General features: G+C 69.7%; 16 protein-coding genes. 2 read left to right on the forward strand and 14 right to left on the reverse strand.

Translation table 11 applies throughout. The features are described 5' to 3' along the window. Positions 1-59: 59 nt before the first annotated feature. The 9 genes from LCL61_RS36660 to LCL61_RS36700 form a co-directional block, all read right to left on the reverse strand. On the reverse strand, positions 60-2336 hold the full coding sequence (locus LCL61_RS36660; protein ID WP_340683976.1) for a polyribonucleotide nucleotidyltransferase: 2277 nt from the start codon (positions 2334-2336) through the stop codon (positions 60-62). 228 nt (positions 2337-2564) lie between these two features. Further along, entirely contained in the window at positions 2565-2834 is a 270-nt protein-coding gene (gene rpsO / locus LCL61_RS36665; protein ID WP_003084034.1) for a 30S ribosomal protein S15, read from the reverse strand. Between the two features lie 128 nt (positions 2835-2962). Then, a complete protein-coding gene (gene thpR / locus LCL61_RS36670; RefSeq protein ID WP_340683977.1) occupies positions 2963-3472 on the reverse strand; it encodes an RNA 2',3'-cyclic phosphodiesterase in 510 nt (169 codons plus the stop codon). Beyond that, entirely contained in the window at positions 3469-3951 is a 483-nt protein-coding gene (locus tag LCL61_RS36675) for a helix-turn-helix domain-containing protein (protein ID WP_125675891.1), read from the reverse strand. Before LCL61_RS36675 ends, thpR begins: the two co-directional genes overlap by 4 nt. Positions 3952-4068: 117 nt before the next feature. Then, positions 4069-5031, reverse strand: a complete 963-nt coding sequence (locus LCL61_RS36680; protein WP_340683978.1) for a bifunctional riboflavin kinase/FAD synthetase — start codon at positions 5029-5031, stop codon at positions 4069-4071. 40 nt (positions 5032-5071) lie between these two features. Then, positions 5072-5995, reverse strand: coding sequence for a tRNA pseudouridine(55) synthase TruB (truB, locus tag LCL61_RS36685; RefSeq protein WP_340683979.1), 924 nt, complete (start codon positions 5993-5995; stop codon positions 5072-5074). A gap of 122 nt (positions 5996-6117) precedes the next feature. Beyond that, the gene (locus LCL61_RS36690; protein WP_340683980.1) at positions 6118-7428 is read right to left on the reverse strand and encodes an MFS transporter; all 1311 of its coding nucleotides are present in this window, start codon (positions 7426-7428) and stop codon (positions 6118-6120) included. A gap of 192 nt (positions 7429-7620) precedes the next feature. Further along, on the reverse strand, positions 7621-8949 hold the full coding sequence (locus LCL61_RS36695; RefSeq protein WP_340688766.1) for an MATE family efflux transporter: 1329 nt from the start codon (positions 8947-8949) through the stop codon (positions 7621-7623). Positions 8950-8955: 6 nt separating this feature from the next. Next, positions 8956-9258, reverse strand: coding sequence for a M15 family metallopeptidase (locus LCL61_RS36700; protein WP_340683981.1), 303 nt, complete (start codon positions 9256-9258; stop codon positions 8956-8958). A 46-nt stretch (positions 9259-9304) separates the two neighbouring features. Between LCL61_RS36700 and LCL61_RS36705 the strand changes: the two genes are divergently transcribed. Beyond that, entirely contained in the window at positions 9305-9754 is a 450-nt protein-coding gene (locus tag LCL61_RS36705) for a VCBS repeat-containing protein (RefSeq protein ID WP_340683982.1), read from the forward strand. 112 nt (positions 9755-9866) lie between these two features. Here the strand turns inward: LCL61_RS36705 and LCL61_RS36710 are convergent, their stop codons facing one another. Further along, a complete protein-coding gene (locus tag LCL61_RS36710; RefSeq protein ID WP_340683983.1) occupies positions 9867-11030 on the reverse strand; it encodes a preprotein translocase subunit SecY in 1164 nt (387 codons plus the stop codon). 46 nt (positions 11031-11076) lie between these two features. After that, positions 11077-12075, reverse strand: a complete 999-nt coding sequence (locus LCL61_RS36715; RefSeq protein ID WP_340688767.1) for a DHH family phosphoesterase — start codon at positions 12073-12075, stop codon at positions 11077-11079. 40 nt (positions 12076-12115) lie between these two features. On the opposite strand from LCL61_RS36715, the gene LCL61_RS36720 reads away from it, so the two are divergent. Further along, the gene (locus tag LCL61_RS36720) at positions 12116-13159 is read left to right on the forward strand and encodes an SAM-dependent methyltransferase (RefSeq protein WP_340683984.1); all 1044 of its coding nucleotides are present in this window, start codon (positions 12116-12118) and stop codon (positions 13157-13159) included. 30 nt (positions 13160-13189) lie between these two features. Here LCL61_RS36720 and LCL61_RS36725 read toward each other — a convergent pair whose 3' ends face one another. From LCL61_RS36725 to LCL61_RS36735, 3 genes are read right to left on the reverse strand one after another with little or no spacing between them, the layout of a single operon-like run. Further along, positions 13190-14020 carry an alpha/beta hydrolase gene (locus tag LCL61_RS36725; RefSeq protein WP_340683985.1) on the reverse strand — a complete coding sequence of 277 codons (831 nt, stop codon included), beginning with the start codon at positions 14018-14020 and terminating at the stop codon, positions 13190-13192. Between the two features lie 16 nt (positions 14021-14036). Beyond that, positions 14037-14513, reverse strand: a complete 477-nt coding sequence (rbfA, locus tag LCL61_RS36730; protein ID WP_007029396.1) for a 30S ribosome-binding factor RbfA — start codon at positions 14511-14513, stop codon at positions 14037-14039. A 29-nt stretch (positions 14514-14542) separates the two neighbouring features. Further along, positions 14543-14836 carry a DUF503 domain-containing protein gene (locus tag LCL61_RS36735; protein WP_034312220.1) on the reverse strand — a complete coding sequence of 98 codons (294 nt, stop codon included), beginning with the start codon at positions 14834-14836 and terminating at the stop codon, positions 14543-14545. Between the last annotated feature and the right edge of the window lie 18 nt (positions 14837-14854).

Here is a 14854-nt window from a genome sequence, read left to right on the forward strand (position 1 = left end):
AGGACGAAAACTTGTCCTGAACGACCCTTTCCCGACGTTTCACATCGGTCTAGCCAGGATTACTGGGCGTCGGCCTTCGGAGCCTCGGCCTTGTCGCCTTCGGCGGCCTTGGCGTCCGCCGAGTCTTCTTCCTGGACCACGATCAGGCTGATCTTGCCGCGATTGTCGATGTCGGCGATCTCGACGCGGAGCTTGTCGCCCACGTTGACCACGTCCTCGACCTTGGCGATCCGCTTGCCGTTGCCCAGCTTCGAGATGTGCACCAGGCCGTCCTTGCCCGGCAGCAGCGAGACGAACGCGCCGAACGCGGCCGTCTTCACCACGGTGCCGAGGAAGCGCTCGCCGACCTTGGGCAGCTGCGGGTTGGCGATGGCGTTGATCTTGTCGATCGCCGCCTCCGCCGACGGGCCGTCGGCCGCGCCCACGTAGATCGTGCCGTCGTCCTCGATGGAGATGTCGGCGCCGGTCTCCTCGGTGATCGAGTTGATCATCTTGCCCTTCGGGCCGATGACCTCGCCGATCTTGTCCACCGGGATCTTCACGCTGGTGACGCGCGGGGCGAACGGGCTCATCTCGTCCGGGCCGTCGATCGCCTCGGCGATGACCTCCAGGATGGTGAGGCGGGCGTCCTTCGCCTGCTTCAGCGCGGCCGCGAGGACCTCCGACGGGATGCCGTCGAGCTTCGTGTCCAGCTGCAGCGCGGTGATGATGTCCTTGGTGCCGGCGACCTTGAAGTCCATGTCGCCCATGGCGTCCTCGGCACCGAGGATGTCGGTCAGCGCGACGTAGCGGGTCTCGCCGTCGACCTCGTCGGAGATGAGGCCCATGGCGATGCCGGCGACCGGCGCCTTCAGCGGGACACCCGCGTTCAGCAGACCCATGGTCGAGGCGCAGACCGAGCCCATCGAGGTGGAGCCGTTGGAGCCCAGCGCCTCGGAGACCTGGCGGATCGCGTACGGGAACTCGTCCCGCTTCGGCAGGACCGGCACGAGGGCGCGCTCGGCGAGCATGCCGTGGCCGATCTCGCGCCGCTTCGGCGAACCGACGCGGCCGGTCTCGCCGGTGGAGAACGGCGGGAAGTTGTAGTGGTGCAGGTACCGCTTCGTGGTCTCCGGGGAGAGCGAGTCGATCTGCTGCTCCATGCGGAGCATGTTCAGCGTGGTGACGCCCAGGATCTGGGTCTCACCGCGCTCGAACAGGGCGGAACCGTGCGCCCGCGGGATCACGGCGACCTCGGCGGCGAGCGAGCGGATGTCGGTCAGGCCGCGGCCGTCCATGCGGATCTTGTCCGTGAGGACGCGCTTGCGCATGATCTTCTTCGACAGGGCCTTGAACGCCGCGCCGATCTCCTTCTCACGGCCCTGGAAGGCTTCGCCCTCGCCGAGGCCGACCTTCTCCAGCACCGCGGCCTTGACCTGGTCGGTCGCGTTGTCACGGTCCTGCTTGCCCGCGATGGTCAGGGCGTTCGCGAGGTCGTCGGTCGCGATGGCGGCGACGGCGTCGAACGCGTCCTGCTCGTAGGCGAGGTAGACCGGGAACTCGCCGGTCGGCTTGGCGGCGACCTCGGCGAGCTGCTGCTGCGCCTCGCACAGCACCTTGATGAACGGCTTCGAGGCTTCGAGGCCCTCGGCGACCGAGACCTCGTCCGGCGCCTTGCCGCCGGCGGCGATCAGGTCGAGGGTCTGCTCGGTGCCCTCGGCCTCGACCATCATGATGGCAATGTCACTAGAAGAGCCGTCACCGCCTGTGTTGACCATGCGGCCGGCGACCACCATGTTGAAGGTGGCCTGCTCCAGCTGCTTCCAGGTCGGGAACGCGACCCACTGGTCCTCGATCAGCGCGACGCGGACGCCGCCGATCGGACCGGAGAACGGCAGACCGGCGATCTGGGTCGACGCCGAAGCGGCGTTGATCGCGAGCACGTCGTACGGGTCGTCCGGGTTGAGGCTCTGGACGGTGATGACGACCTGGATCTCGTTGCGCAGGCCGTCGGTGAACGACGGGCGCAGCGGGCGGTCGATCAGGCGGGCGGTGAGGATCGCGTCGGTCGACGGGCGGCCCTCACGACGGAAGAACGCGCCGGGGATGCGGCCCGCGGCGTACATGCGCTCCTCGACGTCCACGGTCAGCGGGAAGAAGTCGAAGTGCTCCTTCGGGTGCTTCGACGCGGTGGTCGCCGAGAGCAGCATGGTCTCTTCGTCCAGGTACGCGACGACGGAACCGGCGGCCTGACGGGCCAGACGGCCGGTCTCGAAGCGGACGGTGCGAGTGCCGAAACGGCCGTTGTCGATCACGGCTTCGGTTTCGTGCACGGTGACTCCGGTGGAGTCGGTCATAGGGTGTATCTCCTCTTTTGATCCTCTGTAACGGCGCGAGTCTCCCACCCTGGGACCTGTTTCGCCTGCGGACGCTCGAGGAGTGAGGCCGGTCTTCGATCGAAGCCCCCGGGCCGTTGCCCGGGAACCACTACCGAGGACCGGCGGACGGTACCTCGTGCGCGCTCGCGCCTGTGTTCTTAGACCGAGGGGGAGCGACCGATGTGGTCACTCCCCCTCGGGTTCGAGCTATCGGCGGAGGCCGAGACGCTGGATCAGCGCACGGTAACGCTCGATGTCCACCTTCATCACGTAGTTCAGCAGCCGGCGGCGGCGGCCGACCAGAAGCAGAAGCCCGCGACGGGAGTGGTGGTCGTGCTTGTGAGCCTTGAGGTGCTCGGTGAGGCCGACGATGCGCTTGGTCAGCAGTGCGACCTGGGCCTCGGGGGATCCGGTGTCCGAGTCGTGCACGCCGTACTCGGCAAGGATCGACTTCTTCTCTTCGGTGGACAAAGCCACAGTGGTGCTCCTAGATATCTGTGCCGTGCGGCCCGGACGATGTCTTCACGCCGGGTGAGACGGTCACGGCCGCCACGGACTGCAGCCGGACCCGATCGTCAAGGCTACCAGCCTCGTGATCAGCGGCTTCAGGCGCGGGCGTGGTCCAACGCGTACGACCGGACCACCCGGTAGCGCGAGACGCCCTGTTCACGGTCACTGCTCATCAGAACGGCCTCGGTCGCCGTCCAGGTCTCACTGGTGAACCCGGCCAGCCGCTCCTCCCACGCGCTCGCGGCTCGCGGCCGGTCGCGGGGGAAGCGGGCCAGTGTCAGGTGGGCCACGTACGGCCTGCCTTCACTCTCCGCGCCAGCCTTCAGTGCCAGCTCGTGGAGCCCGGTTCCGGACACACTCAACCACAGCACCCCGGGAAATGTCGCGGCCTTTTCCAGCCGGAGGTCGATCGGCCCCGCGCCGGCCAGCCGCCCGGCGAGCCAGTCGCCTCGTTCGGCCGGATCGTCCTGGCCGTAGAAACCGAGGGTGATATGCCAGTCCTCTCGCACCGACCAGCGGAAATCGCCTTCTTCGGGCGTGCCGAGCGCGGCGGCGACCTGGTCGAGGACCTCGTCGGGCGGGATCAAAGCGCTGAAGAGCGTCAAGAACCGTTCCTCGCGGCCCGGCGCAGCAGGTCCGCCAGCGACGGGAAGTCTTCGTCGAGCAGCTTCGCGGCTTCGGTGAGGTCTTCGTCCTCGCCGATGTCCCGCAGCGCAACGAGCACACCCTGGTCGTCGGCGACGGCGCCGACCGGGATGCTGTCCCTGCCCACAGTCGGACGCGAGTCACGGACGTCCTCGAGCGCCTCCTGCATGGCCTTGCGGTCCCCCGCGGCGACCGCCGGGACCAGCACCTTGCGCTCCAGCATGATCATCTTGGCGAGGACGACGGGGTTCCCGATCTTCGCGCGGCGCCCGCTCATCACCTGGCTGAGCATGGGCGCGCTGATGCCGAGGACCTCGGCGAGGAAGGCCTGGGAGATGTCGAAGGCGACCACCAGTCTCCGCACGCGATCGCCGAGCGGCTCCCCGTACCACTCCTTCTGCAGCGCGATGTTCCGCTGGACGATCTTGTGGTCCTCCACCTTGGTCCGCTCCCCTTAACCCCATCGAACGCCATGCGCGGTCCGTGACATCTTGCCACCGGAACGCACGTGAGCGGGTGTGTTTGTCGATTGTCATCCGGCCAAGGCCGGAACCGGTCAGTCCTGCTCGCCGAGCAGTTCCCTGGTACGGGCGACGTCCTCGTCGATCTGCGCCACCAGCCCCTCCGACGTCGGGAACCGGACCTGATCCCGCAGCTTGGTGACGAAATCGAGCGCGACGTGCTGCCCGTAGAAATCCTCGTCGATGTCGAGGACGAAGGCCTCGACGGTGCGTTCCCGCCCCGAGAAGGTCGGGTTGGTGCCGACCGACACGGCGGCGCGCAGCCGTCGGCCGGAATCCGACGAACGGGTGAACCAGGCACTGTAGACGCCGTCCGCGGGCACCGCCGCGAACCTCGGCGTCGACAGATTCGCCGTCGGGTAACCGAGGTCGTGCCCCCGGCCGTCACCCCGGACGACGATGCCCTCCAGCCGGTGCGGCCTGCCGAGCGCTTCGGCCGCGGCGACGACGTCTCCGGCGTCGATGCACGAGCGGACATAGGTCGAGGAGAAGGTGATGTCGTTGTCCGCCTGTTCCTGGGCGAGCAGTCCCTGCAGTTCCGCCCCCTGCGCCACGAAACCGAACCGCTTCCCGAGCGTACGGAGGAGTTCGACGTCGCCGGCCGCCTTCGCGCCGAAGGTGAAGTTCTCCCCCACGATCACCGCGGCCGCGTGCAGCTTGTCCACCAGCACCTCGTGCACGAACTCGTGCGCCGTCAGCCGCGACAGTTCGAGCGTGAACGGCAGCACGCAGAAGACGTCCACGCCCAGCCCCTCGACCAGTTCCGCCTTGCGGCGCAACGTGGTCAGCTGCGCCGGATGGCTGCCCGGCCGGATCACCTCCGACGGATGCGGATCGAAGGTCAGCACGACACTCGGCACGCCGCGTTCGGCGGCGGCGCGGACCGTCCTCGAAATCAGCTCCTGATGACCGCGGTGCACGCCATCGAAGACGCCGATCGTCACCACGCACCGTCCCCAGCTCCCGGGGAGGTCACCCAAACCACGCCAACGCTGCACTTCTAGCCCCGTTTCCTCAGGCCCGGCTCCGTGCACCACCCTAGGCGGGCAGCAACACGACCACCGACCGGGCCAGTTCGCCTTCGTCCGCGGCGAGCGCGAGCACCCGGCCGTCCGGTCCGAACATTCCGTACGTGCCCTCGATCCCGGCCGCGGGCACCCTCTGTCCATATCGGACCGCCTGCGCCATGCGGACGTCCAGATCGCGGCGCGGGAAGGCGGCGGCGACGGCGGCGTCGAGGTCCAGTGACAGCTCCGGCGCGTCCTCGAGCTGGTCGAGGGTGCGGGCCTTGGCGAGGGTGAACGGCCCGACCGTGGTGCGGCGCAACGCGAGCAGATGCCCGCCGACACCGAGCCCGGCGCCGAGATCGCGGGCCAGCGCCCGGACGTAGGTCCCCGACGAGCATTCGACGACGGCGTCGAGTTCGATCCGGCCGGCCTCGCGGCGGGTGGCGAGCAGATCGAAGCGGTGCACGGTGACCGGCCGCGGCGGGATGACGACCTCTTCGCCGGCGCGGACGCGGGCGTACGCGCGTTTGCCGTCGATCTTGACCGCGCTGACCGCGCTCGGCACCTGCTGGATGTCGCCGGTCAGCGCGGCGATCCCGGCCGCGATCGCCTCGTCGGTGATCTTCTCGACGACGTCCGGGGCGGCTTCGGCGATCGGCTCGCCCTCGGCGTCGTCGGTGGTGGTGGACAGTCCCAAGGAGAGGGTCGCGAGGTAGGTCTTGCGGTCCAGCGCCAGGTGGCCGAGGAGTTTCGTCGCGCGTTCGATGCCGAGCACGAGGACGCCGGTGGCCATCGGGTCGAGAGTGCCGGCGTGCCCGACCTTGCGGGTGCCCATGAAGCGCCGCGCCCTGGCGACGACGTCGTGGGAGGTCATCCCGGACGGTTTGTCGACGATGACGAGACCGGGCGGCGGAGCGGGACGTTTCTTGGCTTGAGCCTGATTGGGGCGCGACACGGGCCGAACCCTATCTTTCGGGGCCGAGCGGGGCTGAAGGGGACTTTCCCCGCGTCTCACGCGGTGAAGGGCGCTTTCGTCGCATCGCATGCGGGGAAAGTCCCCTTCGGCCGCACGGGACCTCAGGACGAGACGGGCAGCGGCGCTTCGGCGTCCCAACGGCGGCGCCGGATCTGCACCGGGATCGCCTCGCCTCGCGCCTCGGCCTCGAACAGCACGGCGCGGGTGCGCCGCCACCACACGAGCATCCGGAAGGTGCCGAACGCGAGCACCGCGATCACCGACAGCAGCGCCAGGCGGAACGTGCCGCCCGTCCACTCCAGCAGCACGCCGACCGCGAGCGCCGAGATCGTCGTGGCCACGAATCCGCCGACGTTCACCACGCCGGTCGCGGTGCCGACGCGCGAGAGCGGGTTGTAGTCCCGCGCCAGCGCGAAACCGATCATCGACGCCGGGCCGCCGAGGGACAGGAAGGCGAACACGGGGACCAGGACCGCGACCGGGATCGTGCCGCCCCAGCCGAGCAGGACCGCCCACATCACCGCAGCGCCGCCGATGTACCCGCCGACGAGCGGCATCCGCAGCGACGGGCGCCGTCCGATCAGCCCGCCGATCACCGGTCCGCCGATCATCGAGCCGAACACGAACACGATCAGCAGCGAACTCGCGGTGGCCTTCGGATATCCCTGGCCCTGCACCAGGAACGGGACACCCCACAGCATGGTCAGCACGTTGGGGGCGAACATCGTGCTGAAGTGGACCCAGAAGCCCAGCCGGGTCCCCGGGGTGCGCCACGCGTCGGCGACCTGGCGGCCCAGCACCTTCGGATGGACCTTTTCGCGCACGGGCTCCGGCACGCCGCGCGGGGTGTCTTCGACGCGGAGGGCGACGACGGCGGTGTACAGCGCCGTCACCAGGCCGACGGTGAGGAACGTCGAGGTCCAGCCGGGGCCGTCGAGCAGCAGGCCCAGCGGGAGGGTGGCGGCGAGGTTGCCGACGTAACCGATCGCCCCGGTCAGCGCGGCGAGCAGGGCGTACTGGCGGCCGGGAAAGTGCGCGGCGATCAGCCGCAGGATGCTCACGAAGGTCAGGGCGTCACCGAAGCCGACGACGGCGCGGGCGAGCAGGCCGAGCGGGTACGAGTCGGCGACCGCGAGCAGGATCTGGCCGAGCCCGAGGAAGAACACGGCACCGGTGAGCACCCGTCGTGGGCCGTAGCGGTCGACGAGGACGCCGGTGGGGATCTGCATCGCGGCGTAGACGCCGACCTGCAGGACGGTGAACGTGCCGAGCGCGGCCGCGCCGACACCGAAGCGGTCGGCGGCCTGGAGCCCGGCGACACCGAACGAGGTGCGGTGGAAGACGGCGAGAAGGTAAACGGTGACGGCGGCGAACCAGATGAACCAGGACCGGCGGGTGGCTCGGCCTGTCACAGTATTTCCTCCTTGAGCACGGTTCGGGCGAAGAGACGCCCGCACTGCCGCCTCATATAGTTGTAGCGCGTAAGCAATGACGAAACATAGCCGTTACCCGGGTGCTTTTCGCCACAACACCGCAGATCACCCGGCTGCCGGGGTCAAGGGGCGCTCCACCCCCGGCGGTTAGTCCTCTGAATGCGGGGGAGGTCAGGCCGCGCGGACGGCGCCCTCGACGGCCCACTGCCCCGACCGCCACCGCACCAGCAGGGTCGCCAGCCGCAGCAGCATGAACAGCGAGAGCCCGGTCCAGATCCCGGCCAGCCCCCAGCCGAACGCGAGCGACAGCCAGATCAGCGGCAGGAACCCCAGCGCCGCGCTCAGCAGGGTCGCGTTGCGCAGGAAGGCGGCATCCCCGGCGCCGAGCAGGACACCGTCCAGCGCGAACACCACCCCGGCGATCGGTTGCAGCGCGACGAAGAACCACCAGGCGTGCGGGATCTGGCCGAGGACGGCCGCGTCCGAAGTGAACACCTGCGGCAGAACCCCGGCCACCGACGCGAACACGACGCCGAGGAAGCAGCCGAACACCAGGCCGTAGCCGGTGATCTGCCGCGACAGCCCGCGGGCTCGTCTACTCGCCCCGGCGCCGAGGGCGGCACCCACGAGCGACTGCGCGGCGATCGCGAGAGAATCCAGCACCAGCGCGAGGAAGGTCCACAGCTGCAGCACGACCTGGTGCGCGCCGACGGCCTCGGTGGACGTCCGCGCGGCGACCGCGGCGGCGGAGACGAAACACGCCTGGAAGGCGAGACTGCGGAGCACCAGGTCCCGGCCGAGGCCGAGCTGGGCACGCATCACCTTCGGCTCCGGGCGCAGCGGGACCCGTTCCCGCACCAGGGCCGCGATGAACAGCGACGCCGAGATCACCTGCGCGACGACGTTCGCGATCGCCGACCCTTCCAGCCCCCAGTCCGCGCCGTACACCAGCACCGGGCACAGCACGGCGGAGATCCCGTTGCCCGCCAGCACGTAGCGCAACGGCTTCGCGGAATCCTGGACGCCGCGCATCCAGCCGTTGCCCGCCATCGTGATCAGGATGAACGGCGTCCCGAACAGCGCGATCCGCAGCCAGGAGACGGCGGCGTCGGTGATCGCGGCGTCGCCGGAAAGCACCCGGGCGATCGGCGCGGCCAGCAGCTGCCCGGCGAGGATCACGATCAGCCCGACGATCACCGCCAGCCAGGTCGCCTGGACACCTTCGCGGACAGCGTCGCCACGGCGGCCCGCGCCGTGCAGCCGCGCGGTCCGCGACGTGGTGCCGTACGACAGGAACGTCAGCTGGCTCGAAACCTGCGACAGCACGACACCGCCGACGGCGAGCCCGGCCAGCGGCAGCGCGCCGAGGTGGCCGACGACGGCCGTGTCCACCAGGACGTACAGCGGTTCGGCGGCGAGGACGCCGAGCGCGGGCACGGCGAGGCCGAGCACGCGTTTCGGCGGGACGCGCTCGTCGGGTTCGGAAGCTTCAGGCACCAGCGCAGACTAGACGTCTGGTACGACAGTCCCAGTCGCCGGGAAAGCCGCCGGGCCGAAGCGGGCGTTCTTCACGCCGGTGACGTACGCCCAGTACCGGTCGCCGTAGGACCAGTGCCACCATTCGCTCGGGTGGTTCACGAATCCGGTCGCGGTCATCGCGTCGATGAGCGTTTCCCGGTTGGCGCGCGCTTCGGGGCCGATCAGCGCGGATCCGGTGAAGCATTCCGTCCCGTACTCCGGCGGCGTCGCGTTCACGTCGGTCCCCATCGGCAGTTCGACGCCGTCGACGGTGCACAGCGTGAGATCCATCGCTCCCCCGGCGACATGCGGTGCGACTTCGGGCGGTGACACATAGGTGGCGGCTTCGGCGGCCACCTGCTCGGACGGCCAGCCGGGGTTGGCGCGCGCGATCCGGGCCTTGCTGTCCGCGAAGATGGTGCGGGTGTACCCGAACGGCTCATGGAGCTCGGCGCCGATCGGTGAGGTGTGCCAGGCGGTGCAGGTCTCGGCCTACCCGGACCGCTATCCGACCGAGGCCGGTGACGCGCAGAAGATCGTCAGCGCGCTGTGGCAGCGCTCCGCCGCGGACGACGGGGACTTCGACGGCAACGGCGCCGGCGACATCCACGCCACCGGCGCCGGAACCCCGACGATCTGGAACGGCAAGGGCAACAACAACTTCGGCACCGCCGACCCGATCGGCGGCGGCGGGGAACCCTTCACCGCGCCGATCGCCGGTGACTTCGACAACGACGGCAAGACCGACCTCGCCGCCATCCGCGATGGCAACACGCTTTACCTCTAGAACGGCAAGGGTGCCAACAAGTTCGCCGCCGCCGACGCCCTCGGCGGCGGCTGGCTCCCGCGCTTCTGAGGCGGCCACGGTCCGCGCCCCACCCCGGGCGCGGACCGTTCGCTCAGCGGAGGAACGGTTCGTAGCGTCGTTGCCGGCGCAGCGACTCGATCTGCCGCGTGGTGTCGAGCGAGACACTGACCAGGAAGACGAGGACCACCTGCACGGCCACCCCGGCGAGGAGCGGCGTCGGCCCCACGTCCAGCAGAGCCAGACCGGCCACCGGGATCAGGGCGACCACCCCCGAGCAGAGAGCGCCGAAGGCGATGATCCGGCGATTGACGTAGTCGAGGTATTCGGCGGTCGGGTTGCCCGGCCGGATCCCGGGGACGAAACCACCCACGCGCACCAGTTCGCCCGCCACCTTGTCCATGTCCTGCCGCACGGCCGCCCTCGCGAAGGCGAAGAGGCAGACGAGGACGCAGTAGCCCGCGATCCACCCGGGATGTCCCAGGCCGAAGAGGAGCACGGGCACCGACAACAGCACCGCGGCGAGAACGGCCGGGCTGTTGGCTTGCGGGAACCGGAAGGGAACATAGGACGGTGTCCCGCCGAAAGCGCGTCTGCCGATCATCCGCTTCGCGTACTGCACCGGGACGCGGCGCTGTCCCTGCGCGACGACGATCGTGATCACGGTGGTCGACAGCGTCACCACGGCCATGACCGCGACGGCCGCCCAGCCGGTCCTTTCGTACAGGCGCAGGAACTCCGGCGGCAGCACCGCCAAGACCTGCGCGAGCAGCAGGATCCGGACGCCGTCGCCGAATCCCCGGTCGGTGATCACCTCGGTCAGCCGCAGGACCAGCACGGCGCCCGCGGTGAGACACGCCACCGTCACGGCCCCGTCCAGGACGTCCTGCCCGCCGGTCAAGACCACACCGACGGCACCCAGAAGGCCGAGTCCGGCAACGAGCCGCCGCCGGACTCGGGCCAGCACCCGTGCACCGGCTCCACCTTCGGACCGGAGCGCGGCCAGCCGCGGGATCAGGACGATCAGTCCTCGCAGGAGTCGCGGGGCGGCCAGGCAGGGCAGGACGCCGAACGCGAACACCGGCAGGGTGGCCAGGCCGCCGCCGGTGAGGAGGTCGAGGATCCAGCGCAGCGGGTGGCCGATTTCCGGCGCGCGGACGGTCACCTGAGGGGTGGGCAGGCTCTGGCCCAGCCGGAACAGCACGATCACGCCCAGCGTGACCAGGATCCGGCGGCGGAGGGAGGCTCGCTCGTTCATCGTGGGGATCACGTTAGGAACGACCGATGAAATTACGATGACACCGTCACAGCAGCGGCGCCCTCGACAAGGCCTCCCGCAGCTTGCCGAGCACCTCGTCCGCAGTCCCCTCCGCGGTGCACCCGGCGGCCTGGCGATGTCCGCCGCCACCCAGCTCCCCCGCGGCCGCCGAGACGTCGACGCCGCCCGCCGACCGAAGCGAGACCGTCCATCGCTGCCGCGGTCCGATCGGTTCGGCTTCCTTGAGCACCACGGCGACCCCGGCCTCGCGAGTGGACCGGACGACGTCGATGACCGCTTCGACCTCCTCGGCGCGCACGGATCGCGCGGCGTCGAGGGTCACCACGGCGTGCGCGAGGCCGAAGCCGCGTGCCGCTTCCGGCTCGAGCCGGGCACCCGCGAGGACGTCCGAAAGCATCGGCAACCACGCGAACGGGTGATCGTCGACGATCTCGCGGACCACCTTGTCCGGGTCGACACCGGCTTCGAGCAGCTTCGCGGCCATCAGATGGGTCGACGGCCGCGCCCGGCGGAACCCGCTCGTGTCGGTGACGAGCCCCGCGTACAGGCAGCGCGCGATCGGCTCGTCGATCTCGGTGCCGAGCTCGGCCAGCAACGCGAAAACGAGGACGGCGGTGGCTTCGGCGGTGTCGTCGACGACGTGGTGCGTGCCGTAGAAGACGTTGGAAGCGTGGTGGTCGATCACCAGGACGTCGCCGCCCGCCGCGCGGACGACGTCCACCCGCGGCGCGAGCTTCCCGAGCCTGCCCGGAGTGGGCGTGTCCAGCGCGACCAGCAGCTGCTCACTCTGCGGCAGCTCGCTCGCGGGGACGTAGAGCCCGCCGACGTCCAGGCTACGCAGGGTCTCCGGCATCTCCTCGGGCTCGCCGACCGAGACGCGGACCTTGACACCGCCGCGCAGCTGGAGGGCCCGGCCCAGCGCCAGCGCGCTGCCGAGCGCGTCGGCGTCCGGGCGGACATGGCCGAGCAGGGTCACGTCGTTCGCGCGCGCCAGCAGGGTGGCGGCTTCCTTCAGGTTCGGCACTGGAGTCGCTGTCACAATCAGTCAAGCTACGCTCTACCGGATGTCCGAGTACGCGATCCTGGTCTACCCGTCCGCCAACCGGGTCTACACCGACTCCACTCCGGCCCTGCTGCGCGCGGAGCTGGCGGTGTTCGGTCTGTCCGCCTTGGAGACCGAGTTCTCCGAGATCGGCGAGACGGAACTCGGCGGCGTCGGCTACCTCACTTTCACCACGCCCGCCCCGCTGAGCGAACGCGATCTCGCGCTCCTTTCGAACCTTTCCGCGCTGTACGCGCTGTTCGAACTCGGCGACGGCGTCCTGAAGCCGGTGACGATCAGCCCCCTCACGAACTTCGACTCGGATCTGCTGACCATCCAGAAGTATCCGGGCAAGACGAACGAGCTGTTCACCAAACTGCTCGTCAACGTCACCCTCATGTCGACGGCGAACCCGGCGGCGATGCTGGACAAGCCGCTGCACCTGCTCGATCCGCTCTGCGGCCGCGGCACCACGCTGAACCAGGCGATGATGTACGGCTTCGACGCGACCGGCCTCGACGTCGACGGCAAGGATTTCGACTCTTACGAACTGTTCATCAAGACCTGGCTGAAGCAGAAGCGGATCAAGCACAGCGCCGAATCCGGTCAGGTCCGTCGCAACAAGGTCCGGCTCGGCAGGCGGCTCGACATCGGTTTCGGGATCACCAAGGAGCAGTACAAGGCGGGTGACGTCCGCAAGCTGAGCTACCTCAACTGCGACACGCTCACCACCGACGAACTGCTGCGGCCGAACTCGGTGGACCTCATCGTCACCGACGCCCCGTACGGCGTGCAGCACGGCAGCCATCGCACCCAGGACGCGTCGCTCGCGCGCAGCCCGCGAGACCTGCTCGCGGCCGCGGTCCCGGTGTGGACGAGGGTGCTGCGGCCCGGCGGCGCGCTCGGCATCTCCTGGAACACCAACGTCGCGCCCCGCGAGGAACTCGCCGCGATCCTGGACAAGGCGGGCCTGGAGGTCCGCGAGGGCGGCCCGTTCGCGGAGTTCGCGCACCGGGTGGACCAGGCGATCGTGCGGGACCTGATCGTCGCGGCGAAACCGGCCTGACCCCTCGCGTTTCGTCCTCTGAACGCGGGGTCAGGCGATGCGTTCCCCCACGAACTTCAGCACGTCCGGCATGATCTCGCGCCAGTAGTCGTCGTTGTGCCCACCCGGCGTCATCTTCGCGACGACGGGGTCCAGCGCCTGGATGAGCTTGCGGTCGGCGCGGGCGAAGGGATCCGAGTTCCCGCACCACACCCCGGTCGACTCGGGGGAAAGCTCGCCGGTGTGCAGCAGCGGCTCGTGCGATTCCCATTGCGCGCGATCCGCGAAGACCTTGCGGGACTTGGCATCGGGCCAGCTCACGAACAACGCCGCGCTGGCGACGGCGACGGCCTTGAGGTTCTTGTGGTCGCGGGCGTAGCGCAGTGCGCCGAACCCGCCCATCGAGATCCCGAACATCGCCGACGGCGGCCGCAGCTGGCGCTGGGCGAGCCAGCCGGGCAGTTCGTCGGACAGCATCCGCTGCGGGTCGTCGGCCTTGCCGACGTCCACCCAGTAGTTGTCCCCGTCGATGGCGGCCACCGCGAACCCGGGCCGCCCGGCCGCGACGGCCTGGTTCAGCGCGTCCTGCACGCCGAGGTTCAGGAACGTCCGCGCGTCGGCGCCGCGCCCGTGCAGGGCGACGCAGACCGGCATCCCGACCCGTGACACCCCGTCCGGCGCGATGATGACGAGGTTGACGTCGCGGTTCCGCGCCGCGGACCGCATCTTCTGCACCGTGACCGCTTCGGTGAGCGGCGTCGGAGTGCTCGGTGGGGCCACCGGGGGCGGCCCCACCAGGGGCGGTTTCTCGGCGCCGCAAGCGGAAACCAGCGCCGAGCCGCCGAGAGCCGCGGCTCCCAGCAGCAGGCCACGCCGGCTCACGGCGTGGTCCACCCGATCAGCGACGGGTCTCCTCGTCGGCGAACTCATCGTCTTCGGCCTCTTCCCGCGGCGGCTTGTACGGGTCGGCTTCACCGGCGTGCTGCGCTCCGGTCGCCCGCCGGGCGACCTCCGCGTCGGCTTCCCTGGCCTTCGCGAGGAGGTCTTCGATGCGCTTGGCGTCCTCAGGAATGCTGTCGGCCACGAAGGCCAGCGTCGGAGTGTAGCGGACACCCGTGCCCTGACCGACCTTCGTGCGCAGGACACCGCGGGCGGATTCGAGCGCCGCCGCGGCGCCGGCGTGGTCGGGCGTTGACTCCAGGTTCTCGCCGAGCACCGTGTAGTAGACAGTGGCGTCGTGCAGATCCGCCGTGATCTTCGTGTCGGTGATCGTCACGTGGTTGAGCCGCGGATCCTTGATGTCGTGCTCGATCGCGTGCGCGACGATCTGTGAGATCCGCTTGGCGAGCTTACGAGCCCGAGCGGGGTCGGCCATGGGATTTCGTCTCCTCGAAAGATCTTCATTCAGTCATCCGGGCCGAGCAGCCGGCGGTGGGCGGAGAGCAGGTCGAACTCCGGCCTTCCGGCCACGAGGCGCTCACACGAGTCGAGCACGTCACGAACCTGCTCGCCACTCGCCGCGACCACGGCCACACCGATCAGCGCGCGCCGGTGCAGGTCTTGATGGCCCGCTTCGGCGACGGAGACGTCGAAACGCCTGCGCACCTCGGCCAGCACCGGCTTGATCACGGATCGCTTCTGCTTGAGCGAGTGGACGTCGCCCAGCAGGATGTCGAGCTCAAGAGCTCCTACGAACATGTGGGGTTCTGGGTTGTT

It is taken from the genome of Amycolatopsis coloradensis, from assembly GCF_037997115.1.
In the GTDB taxonomy this organism is placed as follows: Bacteria; Actinomycetota; Actinomycetes; order Mycobacteriales; family Pseudonocardiaceae; genus Amycolatopsis; species Amycolatopsis coloradensis_A.

Excerpts from the sequence above, each read along its gene's own strand:
- LCL61_RS36660 (WP_340683976.1), bottom strand. The coding sequence starts at position 2,336 with ATGACCGACTCCACCGGAGTCACCGTGCACGAAACCGAAGCCGTGATC.
- LCL61_RS36700 (WP_340683981.1), bottom strand. The coding sequence starts at position 9,258 with ATGGATCTCACGCTGTGCACCGTCGACGGCGTCGAACTGCCGATGGGG.
- LCL61_RS36710 (WP_340683983.1), bottom strand. The coding sequence starts at position 11,030 with ATGAACGAGCGAGCCTCCCTCCGCCGCCGGATCCTGGTCACGCTGGGC.
- LCL61_RS36720 (WP_340683984.1), top strand. The coding sequence starts at position 12,116 with ATGTCCGAGTACGCGATCCTGGTCTACCCGTCCGCCAACCGGGTCTAC.
- rbfA (WP_007029396.1), bottom strand. The coding sequence starts at position 14,513 with ATGGCCGACCCCGCTCGGGCTCGTAAGCTCGCCAAGCGGATCTCACAG.
- LCL61_RS36735 (WP_034312220.1), bottom strand. The coding sequence starts at position 14,836 with ATGTTCGTAGGAGCTCTTGAGCTCGACATCCTGCTGGGCGACGTCCAC.